At 68.8% G+C, this 17697-nt stretch carries 20 protein-coding genes; 11 read left to right on the plus strand and 9 right to left on the minus strand.

All coding sequences use genetic code 11. The annotated features are described in order from the left end of the window. The first annotated feature begins 60 nt into the window (after positions 1-60). Positions 61-498 carry a 30S ribosome-binding factor RbfA gene (gene rbfA / locus HII28_RS15420; protein WP_170026673.1) on the plus strand — a complete coding sequence of 146 codons (438 nt, stop codon included), beginning with the start codon at positions 61-63 and terminating at the stop codon, positions 496-498. A gap of 57 nt (positions 499-555) precedes the next feature. Here rbfA and HII28_RS15425 read toward each other — a convergent pair whose 3' ends face one another. Genes HII28_RS15425 through HII28_RS15435 form a run of 3 tightly spaced genes read right to left on the minus strand, consistent with a single transcriptional unit; the run spans position 556 to position 3078 of the window. Continuing rightward, positions 556-1032, minus strand: a complete 477-nt coding sequence (locus tag HII28_RS15425) for a DinB family protein (protein ID WP_170026675.1) — start codon at positions 1030-1032, stop codon at positions 556-558. Positions 1033-1043: 11 nt separating this feature from the next. Continuing rightward, entirely contained in the window at positions 1044-1988 is a 945-nt protein-coding gene (locus HII28_RS15430; RefSeq protein ID WP_170026677.1) for a DnaJ domain-containing protein, read from the minus strand. 19 nt (positions 1989-2007) lie between these two features. After that, on the minus strand, positions 2008-3078 hold the full coding sequence (locus HII28_RS15435) for a helix-turn-helix domain-containing protein (RefSeq protein WP_170026679.1): 1071 nt from the start codon (positions 3076-3078) through the stop codon (positions 2008-2010). Between the two features lie 86 nt (positions 3079-3164). On the opposite strand from HII28_RS15435, the gene HII28_RS15440 reads away from it, so the two are divergent. Then, a complete protein-coding gene (locus HII28_RS15440; protein ID WP_170026681.1) occupies positions 3165-3395 on the plus strand; it encodes a hypothetical protein in 231 nt (76 codons plus the stop codon). A gap of 49 nt (positions 3396-3444) precedes the next feature. Here HII28_RS15440 and HII28_RS15445 read toward each other — a convergent pair whose 3' ends face one another. Next, a complete protein-coding gene (locus HII28_RS15445) occupies positions 3445-4341 on the minus strand; it encodes an A/G-specific adenine glycosylase (RefSeq protein WP_170026683.1) in 897 nt (298 codons plus the stop codon). Between the two features lie 64 nt (positions 4342-4405). Here HII28_RS15445 and HII28_RS15450 point away from each other — a divergent pair, with 64 nt between their 5' ends. Next, positions 4406-5092: a uridine kinase gene (locus HII28_RS15450; protein WP_170026685.1), complete on the plus strand. Its 687-nt coding sequence runs from the start codon at positions 4406-4408 to the stop codon at positions 5090-5092. An 81-nt stretch (positions 5093-5173) separates the two neighbouring features. On the opposite strand, the gene HII28_RS15455 is transcribed toward HII28_RS15450, so the two are convergent. Together HII28_RS15455 and HII28_RS15460 are read right to left on the minus strand one after the other, a co-directional pair. Beyond that, positions 5174-6169 carry a 2-dehydropantoate 2-reductase gene (locus tag HII28_RS15455; protein WP_170026687.1) on the minus strand — a complete coding sequence of 332 codons (996 nt, stop codon included), beginning with the start codon at positions 6167-6169 and terminating at the stop codon, positions 5174-5176. 133 nt (positions 6170-6302) lie between these two features. Continuing rightward, positions 6303-7787 (minus strand): MFS transporter, encoded by a 1485-nt coding sequence (locus tag HII28_RS15460; RefSeq protein WP_170026689.1) that lies wholly within the window; start codon positions 7785-7787, stop codon positions 6303-6305. A gap of 95 nt (positions 7788-7882) precedes the next feature. Here HII28_RS15460 and HII28_RS15465 point away from each other — a divergent pair, with 95 nt between their 5' ends. The 5 genes from HII28_RS15465 to HII28_RS15485 all read left to right on the plus strand — a co-directional run bounded on the left by HII28_RS15465 (position 7883) and on the right by HII28_RS15485 (position 11494). Further along, positions 7883-8602 (plus strand): TetR/AcrR family transcriptional regulator, encoded by a 720-nt coding sequence (locus tag HII28_RS15465; RefSeq protein WP_170026691.1) that lies wholly within the window; start codon positions 7883-7885, stop codon positions 8600-8602. Continuing rightward, positions 8599-9522 carry a tRNA pseudouridine(55) synthase TruB gene (gene truB, locus HII28_RS15470; RefSeq protein ID WP_170026693.1) on the plus strand — a complete coding sequence of 308 codons (924 nt, stop codon included), beginning with the start codon at positions 8599-8601 and terminating at the stop codon, positions 9520-9522. The genes HII28_RS15465 and truB overlap by 4 nt, the downstream gene beginning before the upstream one ends. Next, a complete protein-coding gene (locus HII28_RS15475; RefSeq protein ID WP_170026694.1) occupies positions 9519-9890 on the plus strand; it encodes a hypothetical protein in 372 nt (123 codons plus the stop codon). Before truB ends, HII28_RS15475 begins: the two co-directional genes overlap by 4 nt. A 186-nt stretch (positions 9891-10076) precedes the next feature. Next, complete coding sequence (locus HII28_RS15480; RefSeq protein WP_240978114.1) at positions 10077-10550, plus strand: hypothetical protein; 474 nt, start codon at positions 10077-10079, stop codon at positions 10548-10550. A gap of 8 nt (positions 10551-10558) precedes the next feature. Then, positions 10559-11494: a bifunctional riboflavin kinase/FAD synthetase gene (locus HII28_RS15485; protein ID WP_170026882.1), complete on the plus strand. Its 936-nt coding sequence runs from the start codon at positions 10559-10561 to the stop codon at positions 11492-11494. Positions 11495-11545: 51 nt separating this feature from the next. On the opposite strand, the gene arr is transcribed toward HII28_RS15485, so the two are convergent. Continuing rightward, positions 11546-11956 (minus strand): NAD(+)--rifampin ADP-ribosyltransferase, encoded by a 411-nt coding sequence (gene arr, locus HII28_RS15490; protein ID WP_170026695.1) that lies wholly within the window; start codon positions 11954-11956, stop codon positions 11546-11548. 153 nt (positions 11957-12109) lie between these two features. Between arr and HII28_RS15495 the strand changes: the two genes are divergently transcribed. After that, a complete protein-coding gene (locus HII28_RS15495; protein ID WP_170026697.1) occupies positions 12110-12943 on the plus strand; it encodes an MBL fold metallo-hydrolase in 834 nt (277 codons plus the stop codon). A gap of 25 nt (positions 12944-12968) precedes the next feature. On the opposite strand, the gene HII28_RS15500 is transcribed toward HII28_RS15495, so the two are convergent. After that, positions 12969-13577 (minus strand): maleylpyruvate isomerase family mycothiol-dependent enzyme, encoded by a 609-nt coding sequence (locus HII28_RS15500; RefSeq protein ID WP_170026699.1) that lies wholly within the window; start codon positions 13575-13577, stop codon positions 12969-12971. A gap of 116 nt (positions 13578-13693) precedes the next feature. Here HII28_RS15500 and HII28_RS15505 point away from each other — a divergent pair, with 116 nt between their 5' ends. Then, positions 13694-14839, plus strand: a complete 1146-nt coding sequence (locus HII28_RS15505; RefSeq protein ID WP_205864962.1) for a class I mannose-6-phosphate isomerase — start codon at positions 13694-13696, stop codon at positions 14837-14839. 90 nt (positions 14840-14929) lie between these two features. On the opposite strand, the gene HII28_RS15510 is transcribed toward HII28_RS15505, so the two are convergent. Continuing rightward, positions 14930-16183, minus strand: coding sequence for an FAD-dependent oxidoreductase (locus tag HII28_RS15510; RefSeq protein WP_170026701.1), 1254 nt, complete (start codon positions 16181-16183; stop codon positions 14930-14932). 187 nt (positions 16184-16370) lie between these two features. Between HII28_RS15510 and HII28_RS15515 the strand changes: the two genes are divergently transcribed. After that, entirely contained in the window at positions 16371-17627 is a 1257-nt protein-coding gene (locus HII28_RS15515; protein WP_346769360.1) for an MFS transporter, read from the plus strand. Positions 17628-17697: the final 70 nt, after the last annotated feature.

Below are 17697 nucleotides of genomic sequence, written 5' to 3' on the forward strand. Positions count from 1 at the left end.
TCGGTGGACGTGTTCAGCTGGGCGATCGCACGTGAGGGAAAGAAGAGTAAGGGGAGAAGGATGGCGGACGAAGCACGGGCACGCAAGCTCGCAGACCGCATCAAGGAGGTCGTCGCCAAGAGGCTGGACAAGGGTCTTCGCGACCCCCGGCTGGGCTTCGTGACCATCACGGATGTGCGCGTCACCGGCGATCTTCAGCACGCCAGCATCTTCTACACCGTGTACGGCACAGAGCAGGAGCGCACCGATTCTGCAGCGGCTCTGAAAGCCGCGACGGGAATGCTCCGCACGGAAGTGGGCAGGAACATCACGACCCGCCTGACCCCGTCGCTCGAGTTCATCCTCGACGCGATCCCGGAGAACGCAGAGCACATCGAGGGCCTGCTGCGGGAGGCTCATGAGCGCGACGCGCAGGTGGCAGGGCTGGCGGCATCCGCTCAGTATGCGGGCGACGAGGATCCCTACGTCAAGCCGCGGGAGCTCGACGAGGACGAGTAGGCCGCGTCCAGGCGCGTCGGTCCCCGAGGCTCCGACGGCCTCGATGCCGTACGAGTCTCACTCGCTCGAGGCGTTTCCTTGACGGCGCTGAGCGCCGTACAGGTCCCGTAAGAGCGCCGCCTCGGCGCCGTGATGAATCAGCTCGTCGGCGACGTGGAATACGAACGATCGACGCGACGCCGATCCGTACGGTCCGGCGGGTTCGCCGATCGGTTCGGCGAGTGACTGCTCCCCGGCGGTGACGAGAACGCCGCGCCACCAGCGGAATGCGGCAGTCAGACGGGCGAGTGCCTCGTCGGCGCCGCGCGCATGACCGCCATTCGGACGGGTGCCGGTCGCGACACCGAGCCAGCCCGCGTTCCGTTCCTCGGCGAGCATGTCGGCAATGTGGTCGAGCCTCCACCGCAGTCCCACCCGGTCATCCGAGGTGGGCAGCCACGCCCATTCGTCGTCGGTGAGGCCGTCCATGCGAGTGGCGAGCCTATCGAAGACGTGGTCGAACACTTCGGTGAGGTCATCGCGTTCGGGCGTCATCGTTGTCTCCCTCAGACGAAGCGGATGCCCTGCTGCAGCCGCGTGCGCAACTCGAAGAGGGTCGTGCCGTCGGGCCGCGGGGTGTCGGCGACGCCGGTGCGAAGCAGATGGGCCACGACGGATGCCTGCACCGCGACGAGCGTGATCCCTCGCGACCGACCCACGACAGTGATCGCCTGCTCGAGGTCGGAATCCGGCAGGACGACGGCCGCGATCGTGAACTTGACACCCGCCGCCCTGCCGAGCGTGCGAGCGCGTCCGGCGAGCTCGTGAAGCGGCTGCCGCTGGAATCCGGATGCCTCGCCCTGCGGCACGAGATCCCCCCGCCGCACGATCGCCGGGGTCGCCCAGTCCTCCGACTGCACGGCGAACAGGCCGGTCGGACCGAGCACGACGTGGTCGATCTTCTCAACACGGCCTTCGGAGGCGGCGAGCCTGCCCGTGGCATCCACGTCGTGCCACACCGTGTAACCGATGCCGAGCGAGGTGAGGGCGCGCGCCGTGTTCTCCTCGGCGATGGCGTCCGCTAGTGCGTGGCGGATCTCGCGCGGCGCCGTACGGACCAGTGCCGGGTCGTACGGATCCGCAAGCTGCTGCCCGCGTCCGACCCACTCTCGGATGAGCGTCAGGTAGCGCTCCCGGGAGAATCCGCCTGGATGCCCGTACGCGCGGGTCTGCGGTCGCGACGGCTGCTGCGGTGGGCGCGGCGGTTGCGGTGCCCACGTGTGCTGCGGCTCGCGAACCACGTGTCCGCGGTCGTATTCGGCGCGGCCCTCCGGCGTTCCGATGACCGCCCACGCGCGCTGGACCGCGACGAACAGCGCGTCGGATCCACCGGTGTCGGGGTGAGCCTGACGGAGCATGCGGCGGTAGGCCTTGCGCAGCTCGTCCTGGCTCGCCGATGTCGGCACTCCGAGCACGTCGTACGGCGAGGCGGAAAGCGGGCTGTCAGGCATCGAGGATTTAGCCTAAGGCTTACCGTCCGCCCGACGCTGTGACCGGGGCGGGTCTCATTCGGGTGTCGGATGAGAATCGGTCCGTCGAGGATCGGCCGGATGACCGGTGCGTCGTCTCGCCGACGCGGGTCCCCTCGCCGGCGAACGAGCGCCGGTAGGCGGTGGGCGCCACGCCCACCTCACGGGCGAAGTGATGCCGGAACAGAGTGCCGCTGCCGAAACCGCACGCGGCGGCGATCTCGTCGATCGGGGCATCCGTCGTCTCCAGCAGGAGGCGTGCGTGCAGCACGCGCTGACCGGTGAGCCACTGCATCGGGGTGACGCCGGTCTCGGCCACGAATCGGCGGGCGAACGTACGTGTTGACATGTGGGCGCGCTGGGCCAGCACGGCGACAGAGTGCTGCTGGTCGAGGTGGTCGTTCATGTAGGCGAGCACGTCGACGAGCTCATCGCAGTCGGCCTCCGGCACGGGACGGGGAATGTACTGCCGCTGTCCGCCGTCGCGCTGCGGGGGGACGACCATGTTGCGGGCGATGACGTTCGCGACCTCGCTGCCGAGCTCGCGACGTACCAGGTGCAGGCTCGCGTCGATGCCCGCCGCGGTGCCGGCCGACGTCACGATGTCGCCGTCGTCGACGAAGAGCACGTCTTCGTCGACCCGCGCGGTGGGATGCCGTCGCTGCAGCTCGTCCGCGTAGCGCCAGTGCGTGGTGCACGGGCGTCCGTCGAGCAGGCCGGCGGCACCGAGCACGAAGGCGCCTGAGCAGGCGCTGAGCATGATCGCACCCCGTGCCGATGCCCGTCGCAACGCGTCGAGCAGCTCTGGAGGATACGCATCGTCGGGACGGATGGTCGCCGCCGGCACGGCGATCACGTCGGCGTCGTCCAAGGCGGTGAGGTCGAACGCCGGTGTCACCGGCACGCCGATCTGCGTCGTGACCGGCCGGCCGGCCTCGACCCCGCAAACCCGGAAATCGATCGGCGGGATGTCGGTGTACCAGCTGCGATCCAGGCCGAAGACCTCGCCGAAGAGGCCGAACTCGAAGATGGCGAGGTCGTCGATGACGGGCACTGCCACGCTGCGCAACATGGCAGACAGTCTAGTGGCGGAATCTTTGCGAGGAGCGTCTCTCTGCCATATAGTGGCTGTATATATACGAACGTAACGTGAGAGTCATGACAGAGCACACGGCATCCATCCCGACCTTCGGTGGACCTTCATCCCGCACCCGCCGCCCGCTGCAGGGCATCGAGCACGGCTACATCCAGCGGCCCGCCCGGCACGAGACGTTCTCGTTGTGGAAATGGTTCTCGGCCGAGCTCGAGCACAACGGGCGCAGGGCATCCCGCGACAGCGATCGTGCCTACCGCGACCTGCAGGCCGTCCGCGACCGCTCGGAGTGGTGAGAACCCGGCCGCTCGCTCGAGCAGCTGGTCCGACGGCCCGATCGTCCGCTCAGTCAGGCAGGGAGAGCCCGTCCGGCCCGGACGCCACGAGTCCGTCGGAGAGCAGTCCGGAGAGCGCACGGTCCCGCTGCGTCGCCTCCGGCCAGAGCGGCTCGAGCTCCTCGGTCGACAGGGGTCTTCGAGCCGACCCGAGCGCCCGCAGAAGGATGCCGCGCGCCTGCCTGTCGCTTCCCTCGTACCGCTTCTGCACGGCCCGTCTCGCGCCCAGGTAAGCGGGTGCACCCGCCCCGCGCCACGCGCACAGGTCGGCGACCGGGCACGCGTCGCAACGCGGTGAACGCGCCGTGCACACGACGGCCCCGAGTTCCATCGCCGCGGCGTTGAACACACGCGCCTCGGACGGATCGGCCGGGAGCACGGCATCCATCGCCGCCAGGTCGCGCCGCGCGTTCGGCGGTGCGGGCTCGCCCTGACCGTCGACGCAGCGGGCCAGCACGCGGCGCACATTCGTGTCGACCACGGGGTGCCGCTCGCCGTACGCGAAGGCCGCGACCGCTCTCGCCGTGTAGTCGCCGATGCCAGGAAGCGCCAGCAGCGCGTCGACGTCCCTGGGCACGACGCCCCCGTGGCTCTCCGTGATCGCCGTCGCGCAGGCGTGCAAGCGGAGCGCGCGACGCGGATATCCGAGCCCCGCCCAGGCGCGGATCGCCTCGGACTGCGGCGTCGCGGCGAGGTCCGCCGGGGTCGGCCAGCGATCCAGCCATTCCCTCAACCGAGGGATCACGCGCACCACGGGCGTCTGCTGCAGCATCACCTCGCTGACGAGGATGCCCCATGCACCGAACCCGGGCCGCCGCCACGGCAGATCGCGCGCTTCGAGCCGGAACCAGGCATTGAGAGAGCGCGTCAGCTCCGCTGCGGATGCCGCCTCGCTCACCGTCTGCATCGCTCCAGCGTACGGAGCTGTGCGGGCTCGCGCCGACCCGGGCCGCACACTTTAGGCTTGCGGCATGCAACTGGCGACCACTCCGCGCACCGCGTTCCTGCGCGACCTCCGTGCCGAGATCGTGCACAACTATCCGGCCGGGCGGGTCGTCATCGCCATCGACGGCGCAGAGGGGTCGGGAACCGCGGAGTTCGGCGACGACCTGGCAGCCGTCTACCGCGAAGCAGGTACGGACACGGCGCGTGCATCGATGCGCGACTTCCACCTGCCGAGGGCCACCAGGCACGAGCACGGTCGGGCGGATCCAGGTGACTACTACGAGCGGTCCTTCGACTATGCGACGCTGCGTCGCGTGCTGATCGATCCGTTCCGTCTCGGCGGATCGACCGGCTTCCAGACGCGTGCGTTCGACGTGACGCGGGACGCACCCGTCGTCTCCGAGTGGCAGACCGGTCCCGCGGACATCGCGCTCATCATCGACGGGCCGTTCCTGCTGCGTCCGGAAATCAGCGGCGCCTGGAACTTCTCGGTGCTCCTCGACGTTCCGCTCGCGGAGGCGTACGCGCGACTCGCGGCGAGTCAGGGCAGGGATCCGGACCCCGAGGCACAGTCCAACGCCCGCTATGTCGGCGGTTGGCGGCGCTACGGCGCTGAGGTCGAGCCGCAGTACCTCGCGTCGGCGGTGGTGGATGCCGTCGACCCGGCGCATCCGCTCAGGGAGTACCCGGACACGGGGTGCGCCTGCTTCTGAGTGCCGAACGGCACCGTGCCCGCCACGACGACCTCGAGCCCGACACGACCAGCATGACCGCGACGTGACGTCGTCGCAGGCTCAGCGCAACGGGAGAACTGATGCCTCTTCCCGGCTCAGATACCCCTCGGTCGATTCGAGCCGGTGCATGGCATCGACGATCGCGGCGTTCACGGGAGCGCTGCGTCCGATCGCCTGTGCCGCTCGCACGACGGCGCCGTTGAGGTAGTCGATCTCGGTGGTGCGTCCACGTCGGCGACTCTGCAGCGTCGACCCGAGGTTCGGCACCGGACCCATGCGGCGCGCCATGAGCGCGGGCAGCGCATGTGCGGCCCCGAGGGGGAGTGACGAGAAGACCCGCAGCAGCGGGTCGCTCAACCCCTGAACGTTCGCGTAGCGCACGCCTGAGGCGAGCCCGATCCGCACGGTCTCGCGCATCGACGCGGTCACCACGCGCCCGAGCTCTCTATCGCGAATGGTCTCCTGCACGCTGAGGCCGGTGAGCGCAGGTATGGCGTTCACCATGTTGACAACGAGCTTCGACCACTGGGCGCCGAGGAAGTTGCTGGTCGCGACGGTCGGCATGACCGTGCCGAGAAGGGAGGCCGCGGCGCGGGCGGCATCCGTCGGCTCACCCGGTCCGTCGCCGAGGTAGGTGCTGCCTGTCGCCGTGACCGTGACGTGGCCCGGCTCCACGTACTGCGAGGCGTAGAGGGCGAGCCCGCCGACGAGCTCCGAGTCCGGCAGGAAGCCGGTCGCCACCTCGAGCGCGTCGAGTCCGTTCTGCACGACCACGACCGTGATGCCGCGCAACAGCTCGGCGTTCTCGTCCAGAGCGGATGCCGCGTCCTGCGCCTTCGTGCACACGAACGCGAGCTGGGGTGCGGCCTCGAGCCGCTCCGACGCCTCGATGCGGGCGAGGTGATCGCCCCACGCGCCGTCGAACCTGAGGCCGTTCTCGCGGATGGCGGCCAGGCCATCGCCCCGTGCGGTCACGGCGACCTCGTGCCCTGCCCGATCCAGGAGAGCGGCGATCGTGCCGCCGATGGCCCCTGCCCCGATGATGCCGATCCGCATCCGGTCAGCTTAGGGCTCGCGAGAGGCGTGCCTGCGCGGAGGCAGAGGAAGCGCATCCGCTGGAGGTGGCCGAGGCGGACCCGGTGCCCGTGCCGGCCGTGCGAGGCGGTGGGCACGGGCACCTGTGCCGCGATCAACCGATGGACGCGCCGGCGGTGACTTCGTCGAGATCCTCGGCCTCGGCGGCGAGCTCGCTGGTCTGCGCAGTGCGCTCGACCTTCCGTTCCGGTCGTCCGACAGGGAGGAACAGGGCGATGACGGCGGCTCCCGCAAGCACCGACGCTCCCACGATGACGGCGGGGATCGCTGCGCTCACGTAGCCGGTCGGCGTCAGAGTTCCGCCCGCGCCCATGAACACCGCGGTGAGCACTGCGACGCCGAGGGAGACGCCGATCTCTCGCAGGGTGGCGTTCGTGCCGGAGGCCTTCGCGTGGTCCTTCTCGCCGAACCCGGCGAGCACGGCCGTCGAACTCGGCGCGAAGACGAGTCCCATGCCGATGCCGGCCAGCAGGAACGGGGCCACCATCGCGGAGTACGGCTCGTCGGGAGCGATGACCGCTGCCAGCCAGAACATCGCGACCGCCTGGAAGACGAGTCCGACGACGATGGGCAGGCGGGTGCCGAAGCGCGGAACGATGACAGCGCCGGTCAACGGTGCGATGACCATCGGCGCGAGGGTCCACGGCATGGTCATGAGTCCCGCCTCCAGCGCGGTGTGGCCCTGCACCACCTGCAGGAACTGGATCAGGATGAAGACGGCTCCGAAGATCCCGAAGCTGAAGGTCACGCCAACCAGATTCGCGACCGAGAAGCTCCGGTTGCGGAACAGTCCGAGCGGAAGCAGCGGAGCGGTCGCCCTGGATTCCCACCAGACGAATCCGAGCAGAAGGACACCGCCGCCGATCAGCGCGGCCAGCACCTCGCCGCTGTCCCAGCCCGCGTCGTTGCCGCGGACGATGCCGAACACGACGGCGAAGACCCCGACACCGACGAGCACCACGCCGAGCACGTCGGCCCGCAGCCTGGCACCGAACGAGTTGGGCAGTGCGAGGAGTGCGAGCGGCAGGGCGATGATCCCCACCGGCACGTTGATCCAGAAGATGGCCTGCCAGTTCCAGCCCTGCACGATCGCGCCGCCGATCAGCGGTCCGAGAGCGACGCCGAGGCCGGAGATCCCGCCCCAGATGCCGATCGCTGCGGGACGGATGCGCTCGCTCACCGATCCGGCGAGGAGCGTGAGCGACAGCGGCATGACGGCTGCCGCTCCCGCTCCCTGGATGGCGCGGAACATGATCAGCTCGCCGGGGGAGGTGGCCAACGCCGCCGCGGCGCTAGCGAGGGTGAAGACGCCGAGTCCGACGACGAAGACGGTGCGCCTGCCGAGCCGATCGCCGAGGGCGACGGCGAGCAGGATGAACGTCGCGAACGAGAGGCTGTAGGCGTTCACGACCCACTGCAGCTCCTCGATCGAGGCCTTCAGATCCATGGCGATCCTCGGCAGCGCGTTCGTGACGACCAAGTTGTCGAGCGTCGCCATGAACATGGGCAAGGATGCCGCCAGGATGGCGAGCCAGGTGGGCACCCGCCTGCGTGGTGCCGCCGCGATCTCTGCGGTCATGATGCAGTCCCTCTCGTTAGGGTGAAGACTGAGTGGGTGATGTAATCGAATGATTACAAGATGGACAGTAGTAATCGACTGATAACATGTCAAGCATGACCAGCGAATCCGACCGCGTCGCCGATGCCGCGCTCGAGTCCGAGCAGGCGACCGACGTGCCGACCAAGCAGGAGCGCGTGCCGGCCGCGGTGCGGCGGGAGCAGATCCTGGAGGCCGCGAGCCACGTCTTCGGCGAACGCGGCTACGTCGGCGCCACCACCGATCAGGTCGCACGGGCGGCGGGCATCAGCCAGCCGTACGTGGTGCGCATGTTCGGATCGAAGGAGAACCTGTTCGCAGCGGTGCTGGATCGCGCGCTCGACAAGCTCATGGAGGCCTTCCACGGCGCCCTTGCGGAGACCGACGACATCGACGACCGCACTGTGGTGACCACACGCCTCGGTGCCGCGTACGCCGACCTCATCAGCGACCGCGGCATCCTGCTCTCCCTCATGCAGGGGTTCATCTCCGGGCACGATGCCGTGATCGGGGCGAAGGCGCGAAGCGGATTCCTCGCCATCTACCAGTTGCTGCGCGACGAGGCAGGCATGGAGCCGGACGAGATCGTGGACTTCCTCGCGCACGGCATGCTGTTCAACACCCTGATCGCCATGCACATGGTCGACGAGTTCGGCTCGGACGACCCGTGCATCCGCGAGTTGCTCACGCACACGTTCCGCACCAAGCTGGACATCGTGGTGAACACGGTGACCGGTATCTCCGCTTCGGAAGCGCACGCTGCTGCGATGGCGTCGCACGCGCGGGCGACCGCGTGAGCGCACCGAACGGCATCCTCGTAGTCGACAAACCGGGGGAGTGGACCAGCCACGACGTCGTCGCGCGCGTGCGCCGTCTCGCCGGAACCCGCAAGGTCGGCCACGCGGGAACGCTCGACCCGATGGCCACTGGGGTGCTGATCCTCGGACTGGGACCGTCGACTCGTCTGCTCACGTACATCGTGGGGGCCGACAAGGAGTATCTGGCGACCGTGCGCCTCGGGGCTTCCACGACGACGGACGACGCGGAGGGCGAGAACCTCGGCTGGGCTCCGGCGGCCCGGGTGCGGGCGATCACGCCCGACCGACTCGCGGCGGCCGTCGCCCATCTCACCGGCGAGATCGACCAGGTGCCGTCGAGCGTGTCCGCCATCAAGGTCGACGGCAAGCGCGCGTACGCGAAGGTCCGCGTGGGCGAACAGGTCGAGTTGAAGGCCCGGCCCGTCACCGTTTCGGAGTTCGAGGTGCTCGACACGCGCGAGGCGTCCGTCGGTGACGCCCTCGCTCTCGACGTCGATGTGCGGGTCGTGTGCTCGTCGGGCACCTACGTGCGTGCCCTCGCGCGCGACCTGGGTGTCGCGCTGCTCACCGGCGGCCACCTGACCGCACTGCGGCGCACGCGCGTCGGACCGTTCGCCGTGACGGATGCTCGCCCCCTCGAGAACCTCGACGTCGCCCAGACACTCATCGCGCCGGCCGATGCGGCATCCGCACTCTTCCCCGTGCTCGCGCTCTCTGCAGAGCAGGCCACCGACCTCGGTCACGGCAAGCGGATCGGGGTCGACGCACCGGATGCGGACACCGCAGCGGCCGTCGCTCCTGACGGCCGACTGGTCGGGCTGGCCGCGGTACGCACGGGATCCGCCCGCACGATCGTGAACTTCCCCGACGCGGGACAGCAGGAACAGGAGTCCCGTTGATCGAATGGTTCACGGCAGTGCAGGTCGTCGTGGCTGTGCTGGCGGGTCTGCTGTGCCTCGTCGTCGGCTTCATCGGAAAGCCGCCGAACGACCTCACGCTCGGCGCGATCGTGCTGGTCGAGCTGCTGCTCATCGTGCAGTTGGTGGTCACGATCGTGGCGCCGCTGGTCGGCAACCCTCCGACCGGGTCGCTCGCCGAGTTCTACATCTATCTGGTCTCCGCCCTGCTGCTCCCACTTGCCGGGGGCTTCTGGGCGCTCATCGAGCGAACCCGCTGGAGCACCGTCGTGCTCGGCGTCGTCGGGCTCGCGATCGCGGTGATGCTTTACAGGATGGGCCAGATCTGGTTCGTGCAGGGCACGCCCTGAGCGAGGGCCGGAGGATGTCTCGGCCGTCGTCCGCATCCGCCGGTCATCGTGCCCTCGGCTGGAAGCTCCTTCGTGGAGCGGACGCCCGGCGTCCAGCCTGGATAATGGAAGGCGATGTCTGAGAATCCCCCCGCACGCTCCGCCGCCACTGCCCCCGGTTCGTCGGCGGCCCGTCCCGTTCGGCGAATGACCGGCGTGGGCCGCGTTCTGGTTGTCGTGTACGGCATCCTCGCACTCGCCGCCACAGGACGCAGCGTGTTCCAGATCATCGACCACTTCCAGGCCGCACCCGTGGCGTTCACGCTCTCCGCCTTCTCCGCAGTGGTCTACATCGTCGCGACGATCGCGCTTATCGCACCCGGCCGCGCGTGGTACCGCGTCGCGTGGATCACGATCTCCATCGAGCTGGCCGGAGTGCTCATCATCGGCACCCTGAGCACGTTCGTTCCCGCCGCGATCGGCATGAGCGCGATCGATCCGTTCGGCCAGGATTCAACAGTGTGGTCCGCCTACGGTGCCGGCTACTTGTTCATCCCGCTCGTGCTGCCGGTGCTCGGGATGCTCTGGCTGGCGAAGCACAGACCGGCTCCGGCATCCGCCGACTCCGTCGCGCCGGCGCCGGCGGACTCCGCCTCTGCAGATTCCACACCCCTGGCATGAGCGCCGGCATGCAGGTCTTCCGCTCGATCGAGGACATCCCGGACGACTTCGGCCCGAGTGCGGTCACCGTCGGCAAGTTCGACGGCGTGCACCTCGGCCATCGTGCGGTGATCGGCAGGCTCCTCGCCGTCGCGCATGCACAGCGGCTGGCATCCGTCGTCGTCACGTTCGACCGCAATCCGATGTCGATCGTGGCGCCTGAGCGGTGCCCGGAAGACCTGGTCAGCGTGGAGCAGAAGCTCGAACTGCTCGAGCACACCGGCATCGACGCGGTGCTGGTGCTGACCTTCGACCTCGAACTCTCGCATGTTCCCGCCGAGGACTTCGTGCAGCGCTTCCTCGTCTCGAAGCTGCACACGAAGACCATGCTCGTCGGCAGCGACTTCCGCTACGGCGCCAAGGCCGCCGGTGACGTCGCCCTTCTGCGCGAACTCGGGGCACGGGACGGCTACGAGGTGCAGCTCATCGACGATGTCCGGCCCGACGGGCACGACCGGGTCTCGTCGACATGGATCAGGAGCCTTCTCGCGGAGGGCGACGTGGCGTACGCGGGAATGCTGCTCGGACATCCGCCGACAGTGCGAGGCGTCGTGGTGCACGGCGCGCAGCGTGGGCGTGAGCTCGGGTTCCCGACCGCCAACCTGTCGCCGCAGTGCGAGGGCCTGATCCCTGCTGACGGCGTGTACGCGGGATGGCTGGTCGACGGCGGAGTGCGGCATCCGGCTGCCATCTCGGTGGGCAACAACCCGACGTTCGAGGGTGTGCCGCAACGGCAGGTCGAAGCGTACGTGATCGGCGAGGAGATCGACCTCTACGACCACATCGTCGGCGTCGAGTTCGCCGAGCGCATCCGAGGCATGGTGGCGTTCTCCGGCATCGAGCCGCTCATCAGGCAGATGCGCACCGACGTCGACGAGGCATCGCGGCTGCTGGCAGAGCAATAGAGCGGATCGGATGGCACTCGCGGCCATGGTCCGGTCCGCATTCCGTCGCCGTCAGTTGATGATCTCGCCCCGCTCGTCTTCGCGGAGTGCCGCCAGCCGCTCCCGCCATCCCTGCAGCGCCTCGGAGGTCAATCGCGTCCAGTCGGTGACCTCGGCGAGAATCCTCAGCGGATCACTGCTGCGATAGGAACGGGTCGGATTGCCCGGGAACTTCTTGTCCGTGACGTTCGGGTCGTCTTCGAACGGACCCGTCGGCTCGACGGAGTACACGCGCGGTACGCCGTCGCCTGCCGCGAGTTCGGCGGCGAGACCGGCACCGTCGCGCAACGCGGTGAAGTAGATGTGATTCATGATCACCTCCGGTCGATAGTTCGACCGGAATCCAGCCGTGAGGAGATCGCCCACCTGCAGGTCGGCTTTGGTGCCGTGGAAGAAGGGGCCCTCGTCGCGAGGTGTGCTCATCGCGACAGCCTACGGGGCTGGCCCGCCGCCCGATGTGCCGCCATCGGTTGGCCCAAGCGGTGAAGGAGTCAGTGGAGGGCCGCACGGATTCCTGCCTGGCCTCGAGCATCGCACGGGCGGCCTACGCTGCTCATGGAGCGGAAGGGGGAGGCCGTGTTGAAACAGGTCGCAGCCGGCGTGCACATCCACGAGAGCGGATGGGTGCAGAGCAACACTGTCGTCATCGACGGAACGGACGGCGTACTGCTCGTCGACCCTGGACTGCTCGGCGATGAACTCGACTGCCTCGCGAAGGATCTCTCGGCGTCCGGCCGAGTCGTCCTCGCAGGATTCTCGACGCATCCGCACTGGGATCATCTGGTGTGGCACGACCGGCTAGGAAGCGCCCCTCGCTACGGAACGGCACTCTGCGCCGCCACCGCTCGCGAGCGGCTCTCCGGTGATGTCGCGGCTGTGGCCAAGGCCGTCGGCATCCCCGATCGCGTGCCGCTCGATCGGCTCGGCGACATCCAAGGGCTGCCGGACGGCAGTGCAGAGGTCCCCTGGAACGGACCTTCTGCGATGGTCATCGAGCACGCAGCGTACGCACCGGGGCACGCGGCGCTCCTCGTCGAGGATCGGTACGTGCTCGCGGTGGGCGACATGCTCTCCGACGTCCTGATCCCGATGCTCAGTCCGATGGCGGATGATCCGATCGAGGACTACCTCGTCGCGCTGGAGCTTCTCGAAGCGGTCACGGCGAACGTCAAGGTCGTCGTTCCTGGACACGGCTCCATCGCAGAGGCCGGCGAGATCCAGGCGCGGATCGACAGGGATCGGGCGTATGTCAACGCACTGCGCGATGGCATGCCGACCGCTGACCCGAGAATCCATCGGCCGGCAGACGATCCGTGGGCGTGGGTGGCCGACGTGCATGCGCGGCAGGTCGAGATGATCGCCGCGAAGCGTCATGCCTACGAGATCGACGACGCTGACGACAGCGACTGAGGCGCCGGCTCCAGGCGTCCCGGCGTCAGATGCCGGCGCGCGCCGGAAGCGGGTCGCGCCCGAAGAGGAACAGCACGATCCCCCTGGCCGTGCCCTCGATGATGGGACCGCGCCCGACGGCCCATCCGGCGTCGGCTGCGTACAGCGTGTGCCTGCCGGCGACAGCACGGCGGACCCCAGAGCCGAGCAGCATGCCGCGCAGGGCGATGAGTCGCGTCGCTTCCGGATCCACGTCGATCGGGACGCCGAGCGGCTGCACGATGTCGTAGCTGTGCACGACGGCCTCGACCAGGTCGTTCAGCCCGGTGCGCCCGATCCCCGCCAGGCGGAGTGCCGCGATGTGTCGAAGTCGACGCACGAGTTCCTCAGGACTGGACGCTTCGCCCTCCTGCCGGCTGACCGCCTCGGTGAGTGCACTCGGGCTGGGGCCCGACAATGTCAGCAGCGGCAGCGCCGTGCGCACCATCTCTGAATAGGAACTGCCGAGGCGCCAGACGATGTGGCCTGCGGCGTCTCGAACGGTCCAGCGTTCGCAGAGCGTTGCTGCGCCCCATTCGTCGGGTTCCAGACCCTCCAGCACGGCGGCCAGCTGAACCAGGGTCTGCGCGATCTGCTCTCCGAAGTCTCGTTGCATGGCATCCCTCCGCCCGCGGTCAATCATGGCACGGTGTGTGCCCGGCGGACCGGAACCGTACGCTGGGTGGGGCGCCGGCGACTGGCGGTGCGACGGGACTCGAGGGGGAGGTCGGCGTGAGCACAGGGCGGCCGGCGGCATCCGACGGCGGATTCGCGGGCGGCGCGGTGCCCTCCGGCGCGGATCGGGGGATCGCGCCGATCGCGCTCGGCCTCAACCGGCCGGCCGAACGGCCCTATCGCGGCGGCGCCGGCATCCTGCGGTTCCGCGGCATTCGGCCGAGCGACGCATCGGTGGATGACCCCGGTGCGGATCGGATGCCTGAGGACTTCGTCGCATCGGCGACGGAGGTCTTCGCAGGCGGCGGGGTCGGACTCACGGTGCTGCCGGACGGCACGAGACTGCGCGACGCGTTCGACGCGCATCCGATCGACTACTTCGGTGAGGCGCACGTCGCCGCGTTCGGCGCGGATCCCATGCTGCTCGTCAAACTGCTGAACACGGGGGAGCGGCTTTTCGTGCACTTCCACCCGTCAACGGAGTTCGCGCGGAGCACCCTCGACCGTGTCCGTGGAAAGACGGAGGCGTGGATCGTCGTCGACACCGACGAAGCGGGGTACGCGTACCTCGGCTTCCGACGGCAGGTGGACGAGGAAGAGCTTCTCGACTGGTTCGAGCGACAAGATGTCGACGCCATGCTGGCCGCGATGAACCGGATCGAGCTGGCTCCGGGCGACACGCTGTACGTGCCGGCAGGCGTGCCGCACTCGATCGGGCCGGGCATCACGCTTGTGGAGCTGCAGCAGCCCGTCGATCTGTCGATCTTGGTGGAGTACGACGGATTCCCTGGGCTGGACCGACGCGCTGCGCTGCTCGGGCTCGAGCCCGGCGTCGCGTTCTCCGACCTCGACCGCGAGCCGCTGAGTGAGGAGCCGCTTGCCCGATTGGCATCCTGGCGACCGGTGCGCACCGACGGCGACGCCCAGCTGACGGCGTTGTTCCCGCCCGATGCGGACGCCCTCTTTCGTGCCGACCGCATCGAGGTGGACGGCGCGTATCTGCTGCCGGCAGATTTCGCCGTGCTCGTGGTGACCGACGGCGAAGGAGAACTGGGCTGGGCCGGACAGGCGATTCCGCTCGCGCCCGGCCAGACCATCCTCGTGCCTCACGGTGCCGGCGCGACAGTGCTGCGGGGCGCGCTCGGCGTTCTGCGGTGCCGGCCACCGCATCCGGAAGCGCATTCGCCGTCGGGCGGGCGCTAAGCGTCGGCACGAGCGCGAACATGAGCATCGCGCTCGGCGCCGCTGAGCGGGTTGAAGCTGCCGCGACGGGCACGACGATTCGCGGATCCGTCACCTGAGCGCCGCAAGGTTCGCAGAGTCGGGGTTCAGCCGCTCGGCGATGCGGATCGCGGATCCGATGCCGCTCTCGTGCGAGTCGACGTCCTCGACGTACGAGCCCGCGAACCACAGGCCGCCCAGTCCCTGCAGCGCCGGCAGCAGGGACTGCGATCGATAGTAACCAGGCGTCAACCGGGGGTGATGGAACTCGAACTCGGCGTGTAGGAGCGAAGGTCGCCGGTCGCTGAATGTCGCCCAGCTCTTGAAGTAGGGGAACTCGCCACTGTGCCGGCACCAGATCGTGGCCTCGCAGTTCGGTCCGTCGTGTCGCGCGTTGTACACCGACCAGTTCGACTTCTTGCGGGGCATCCAGGACGTGTCGGAGTGCACCAGGATGCGCGTCGACGCGTACGGGAACCCGGCGACCACCTCGCGAAGTCGGTCCGCGTCGGGCAGCGTCGCGAGGAGGGCGAGCGCTTCGAAGGCAGGCGTGGCCAGTATGACGGAATCGAACTCGTGCTGCGCGCCGGAGGCCTCGGTAAGCTGCCACCGCCCATGGCTTCGCTGCAGGGGTCGCAGCTCGACACGACGACGAATGGTCGTCGTCTGCAGCCGATTCAGCAGGGGCTGCACGTAGGCGTCGACACCACCGGTGAGTTCCTGCAGGCCGAACGGCCGCAGCGCGCCTTCCGGCTGCACGTGCACCGGATACCTGAGCGCGGCGCGTGCCGAGAACGCCTTCACCTCGGCGATCGGCACACCGCTGACAGCGGCCATCCAGGGATAGACGACTTCGTCCTTGACGAACCGGGAGACGGGTTGCGGCTCGAGGAACTCGTCGAGCGTTGTCGTCCAGTCGTCGGCGTCGTCGAGGGCGCGCGCGGCTCTGGTGACGCTGCGCACGGCGAGCATCCGCTGCAGACCGAGAGGATCGAGCACGGATGAGACGCGCAACGGCGACAGGGTCGGAGTGACGAAGACGTCGCGGTGGAGGCCGGTCGAACCGACCGTCACCGACGCCGGTGCCGACTCCCGCGTCACGCGCAGCAGTTCCAGCAGACGAATGAAACGCGGGTACATGGCAGGAGCGATGTAACCGAACGCAGGGTTCACGAAGGCGTGCCGCCCTTCGTGGCCGAAGCGATGGGTGCGGGCATGGCCGCCCAGGAGATCGCGGCGCTCGAAAAGGGTGACCTCATGCGCGGAATCGAGCAGAAGCGCCGAGGCGAGTCCGGCAATACCCGCACCGACGATCGCGATCCTCATGATGGAACATCTATTCCGTTCCCCTCGCCGATGCCAGCCCCCGTCCGCGGGCGACGTCGCACGGGCATCCCCTTTCGAAGGGCCCATGCGTCGAGGCCGGCTCCGGCTCGAGCGACGGCGTCACGTTCCGGATGAGCGTCAGGGCCGACGCCCGAACACAGGGGGGTGCCGTCTGAAAGACTGGGGTGTGATCCTCCCGAACACTGCGCAGCCGCAACGCCCCGGTCCGCTCTGGGCAGGGCGGACCCTCGCGCTCCTCGGCATCCTGCTCGTCGCCGCGAATCTCCGGGCAGCCGTCACCGCGCTGTCGCCGATCTTCGACGAGATCACCCACGACGTGCCGTTCGGAGCGGCCGGGATCGGCCTGCTCGGTGCGCTGCCGCCGATCTGCTTCGCCGTGTTCGGGCTGGTCGCTCCGCTCTTCACGCGGAAGACGAGCCTCGAGGTCATCATCACGGCCGCACTTGCTGCCATCGTCGTCGGCGACGTCACCCGCGGCCTCTCGGTCTCCTTCTGGATGCTCGTGGCCGGAAGCGTGCTCACATTCGCCGGCATGGCGGTCGGCAACGTGCTCCTTCCGCCGCTGGTCAAGCGTTACTTCCCGGACCGGATCGGTCTGATGACCTCCCTGTACGCGACCGTCCTGGCAGTCAGCACGCTTGTTCCGCCTCTGCTCGCCGTCCCGGTCGCCGACTCGGTCGGCTGGCGGTACTCGGTCGGAATGTGGGCTCTGCTCGGCGTGCTTGCGGTCCTTCCGTGGCTGGCTATCCTCCTGCGCCGACCGGACGCCCGACACGTCGACGCCGACGTCGAGGAGCCGGGCAAGGCAGAGATGGGGAGAGTGTGGCATGCACCATTGGCGTGGGCGATGGCGGTCACGTTCGCGACATCGTCGCTGAACGCGTACGCCCTGTTCGCGTGGCTTCCCGAACTTCTGCGCGACACGGCCGGTACGGACGCCGCACAGTCCGGCGCACTCCTGTCGTTGTATGCCGGAATCGGCATACCCGCGAGTCTGCTGATTCCGGCGTTGGCGAGCCGTCTGAGAAACGTCGCGTGGCTGATCTACCTGGGAGCGGCGTTCTTCATCGTCGGATATCTCGGTCTCATCCTGCTGCCGAGTACCGCGACCTGGCTCTGGGTGGTCTTCGCGGGGCTCGGTCCGCTGCTGTTTCCACTTTGCCTCGTCCTCATCAACCTGCGCACCCGCACCCACGAGGGCGCCGTCGCCCTGAGCGGATTCGTGCAGGGGCTCGGATACGTGCTCGGCGCGCTCGGGCCGCTGCTCGTCGGAGTGCTGCACGACTTGACGGGTGGATGGCTGTGGCCACTCCTCTTCCTGCTCCTCACCGCGGTCGCCGTGGTCTTCGCGGGTGCTGTCATCGCGCGGCCAGGCATGCTCGAGGACCACGTCGCAGCCAGGGCGCCCCGCGTCTCACGGTGAATGTTGGGTGACGGCTCGGTTCGCCGGGCGCCGCCGAGCATCGTCACGCCAGCACCGCGTGTTTGACTGA

The organism is Planctomonas sp. JC2975 (assembly GCF_012985205.1).
Classification (GTDB): Bacteria; Actinomycetota; Actinomycetes; order Actinomycetales; family Microbacteriaceae; genus Humibacter.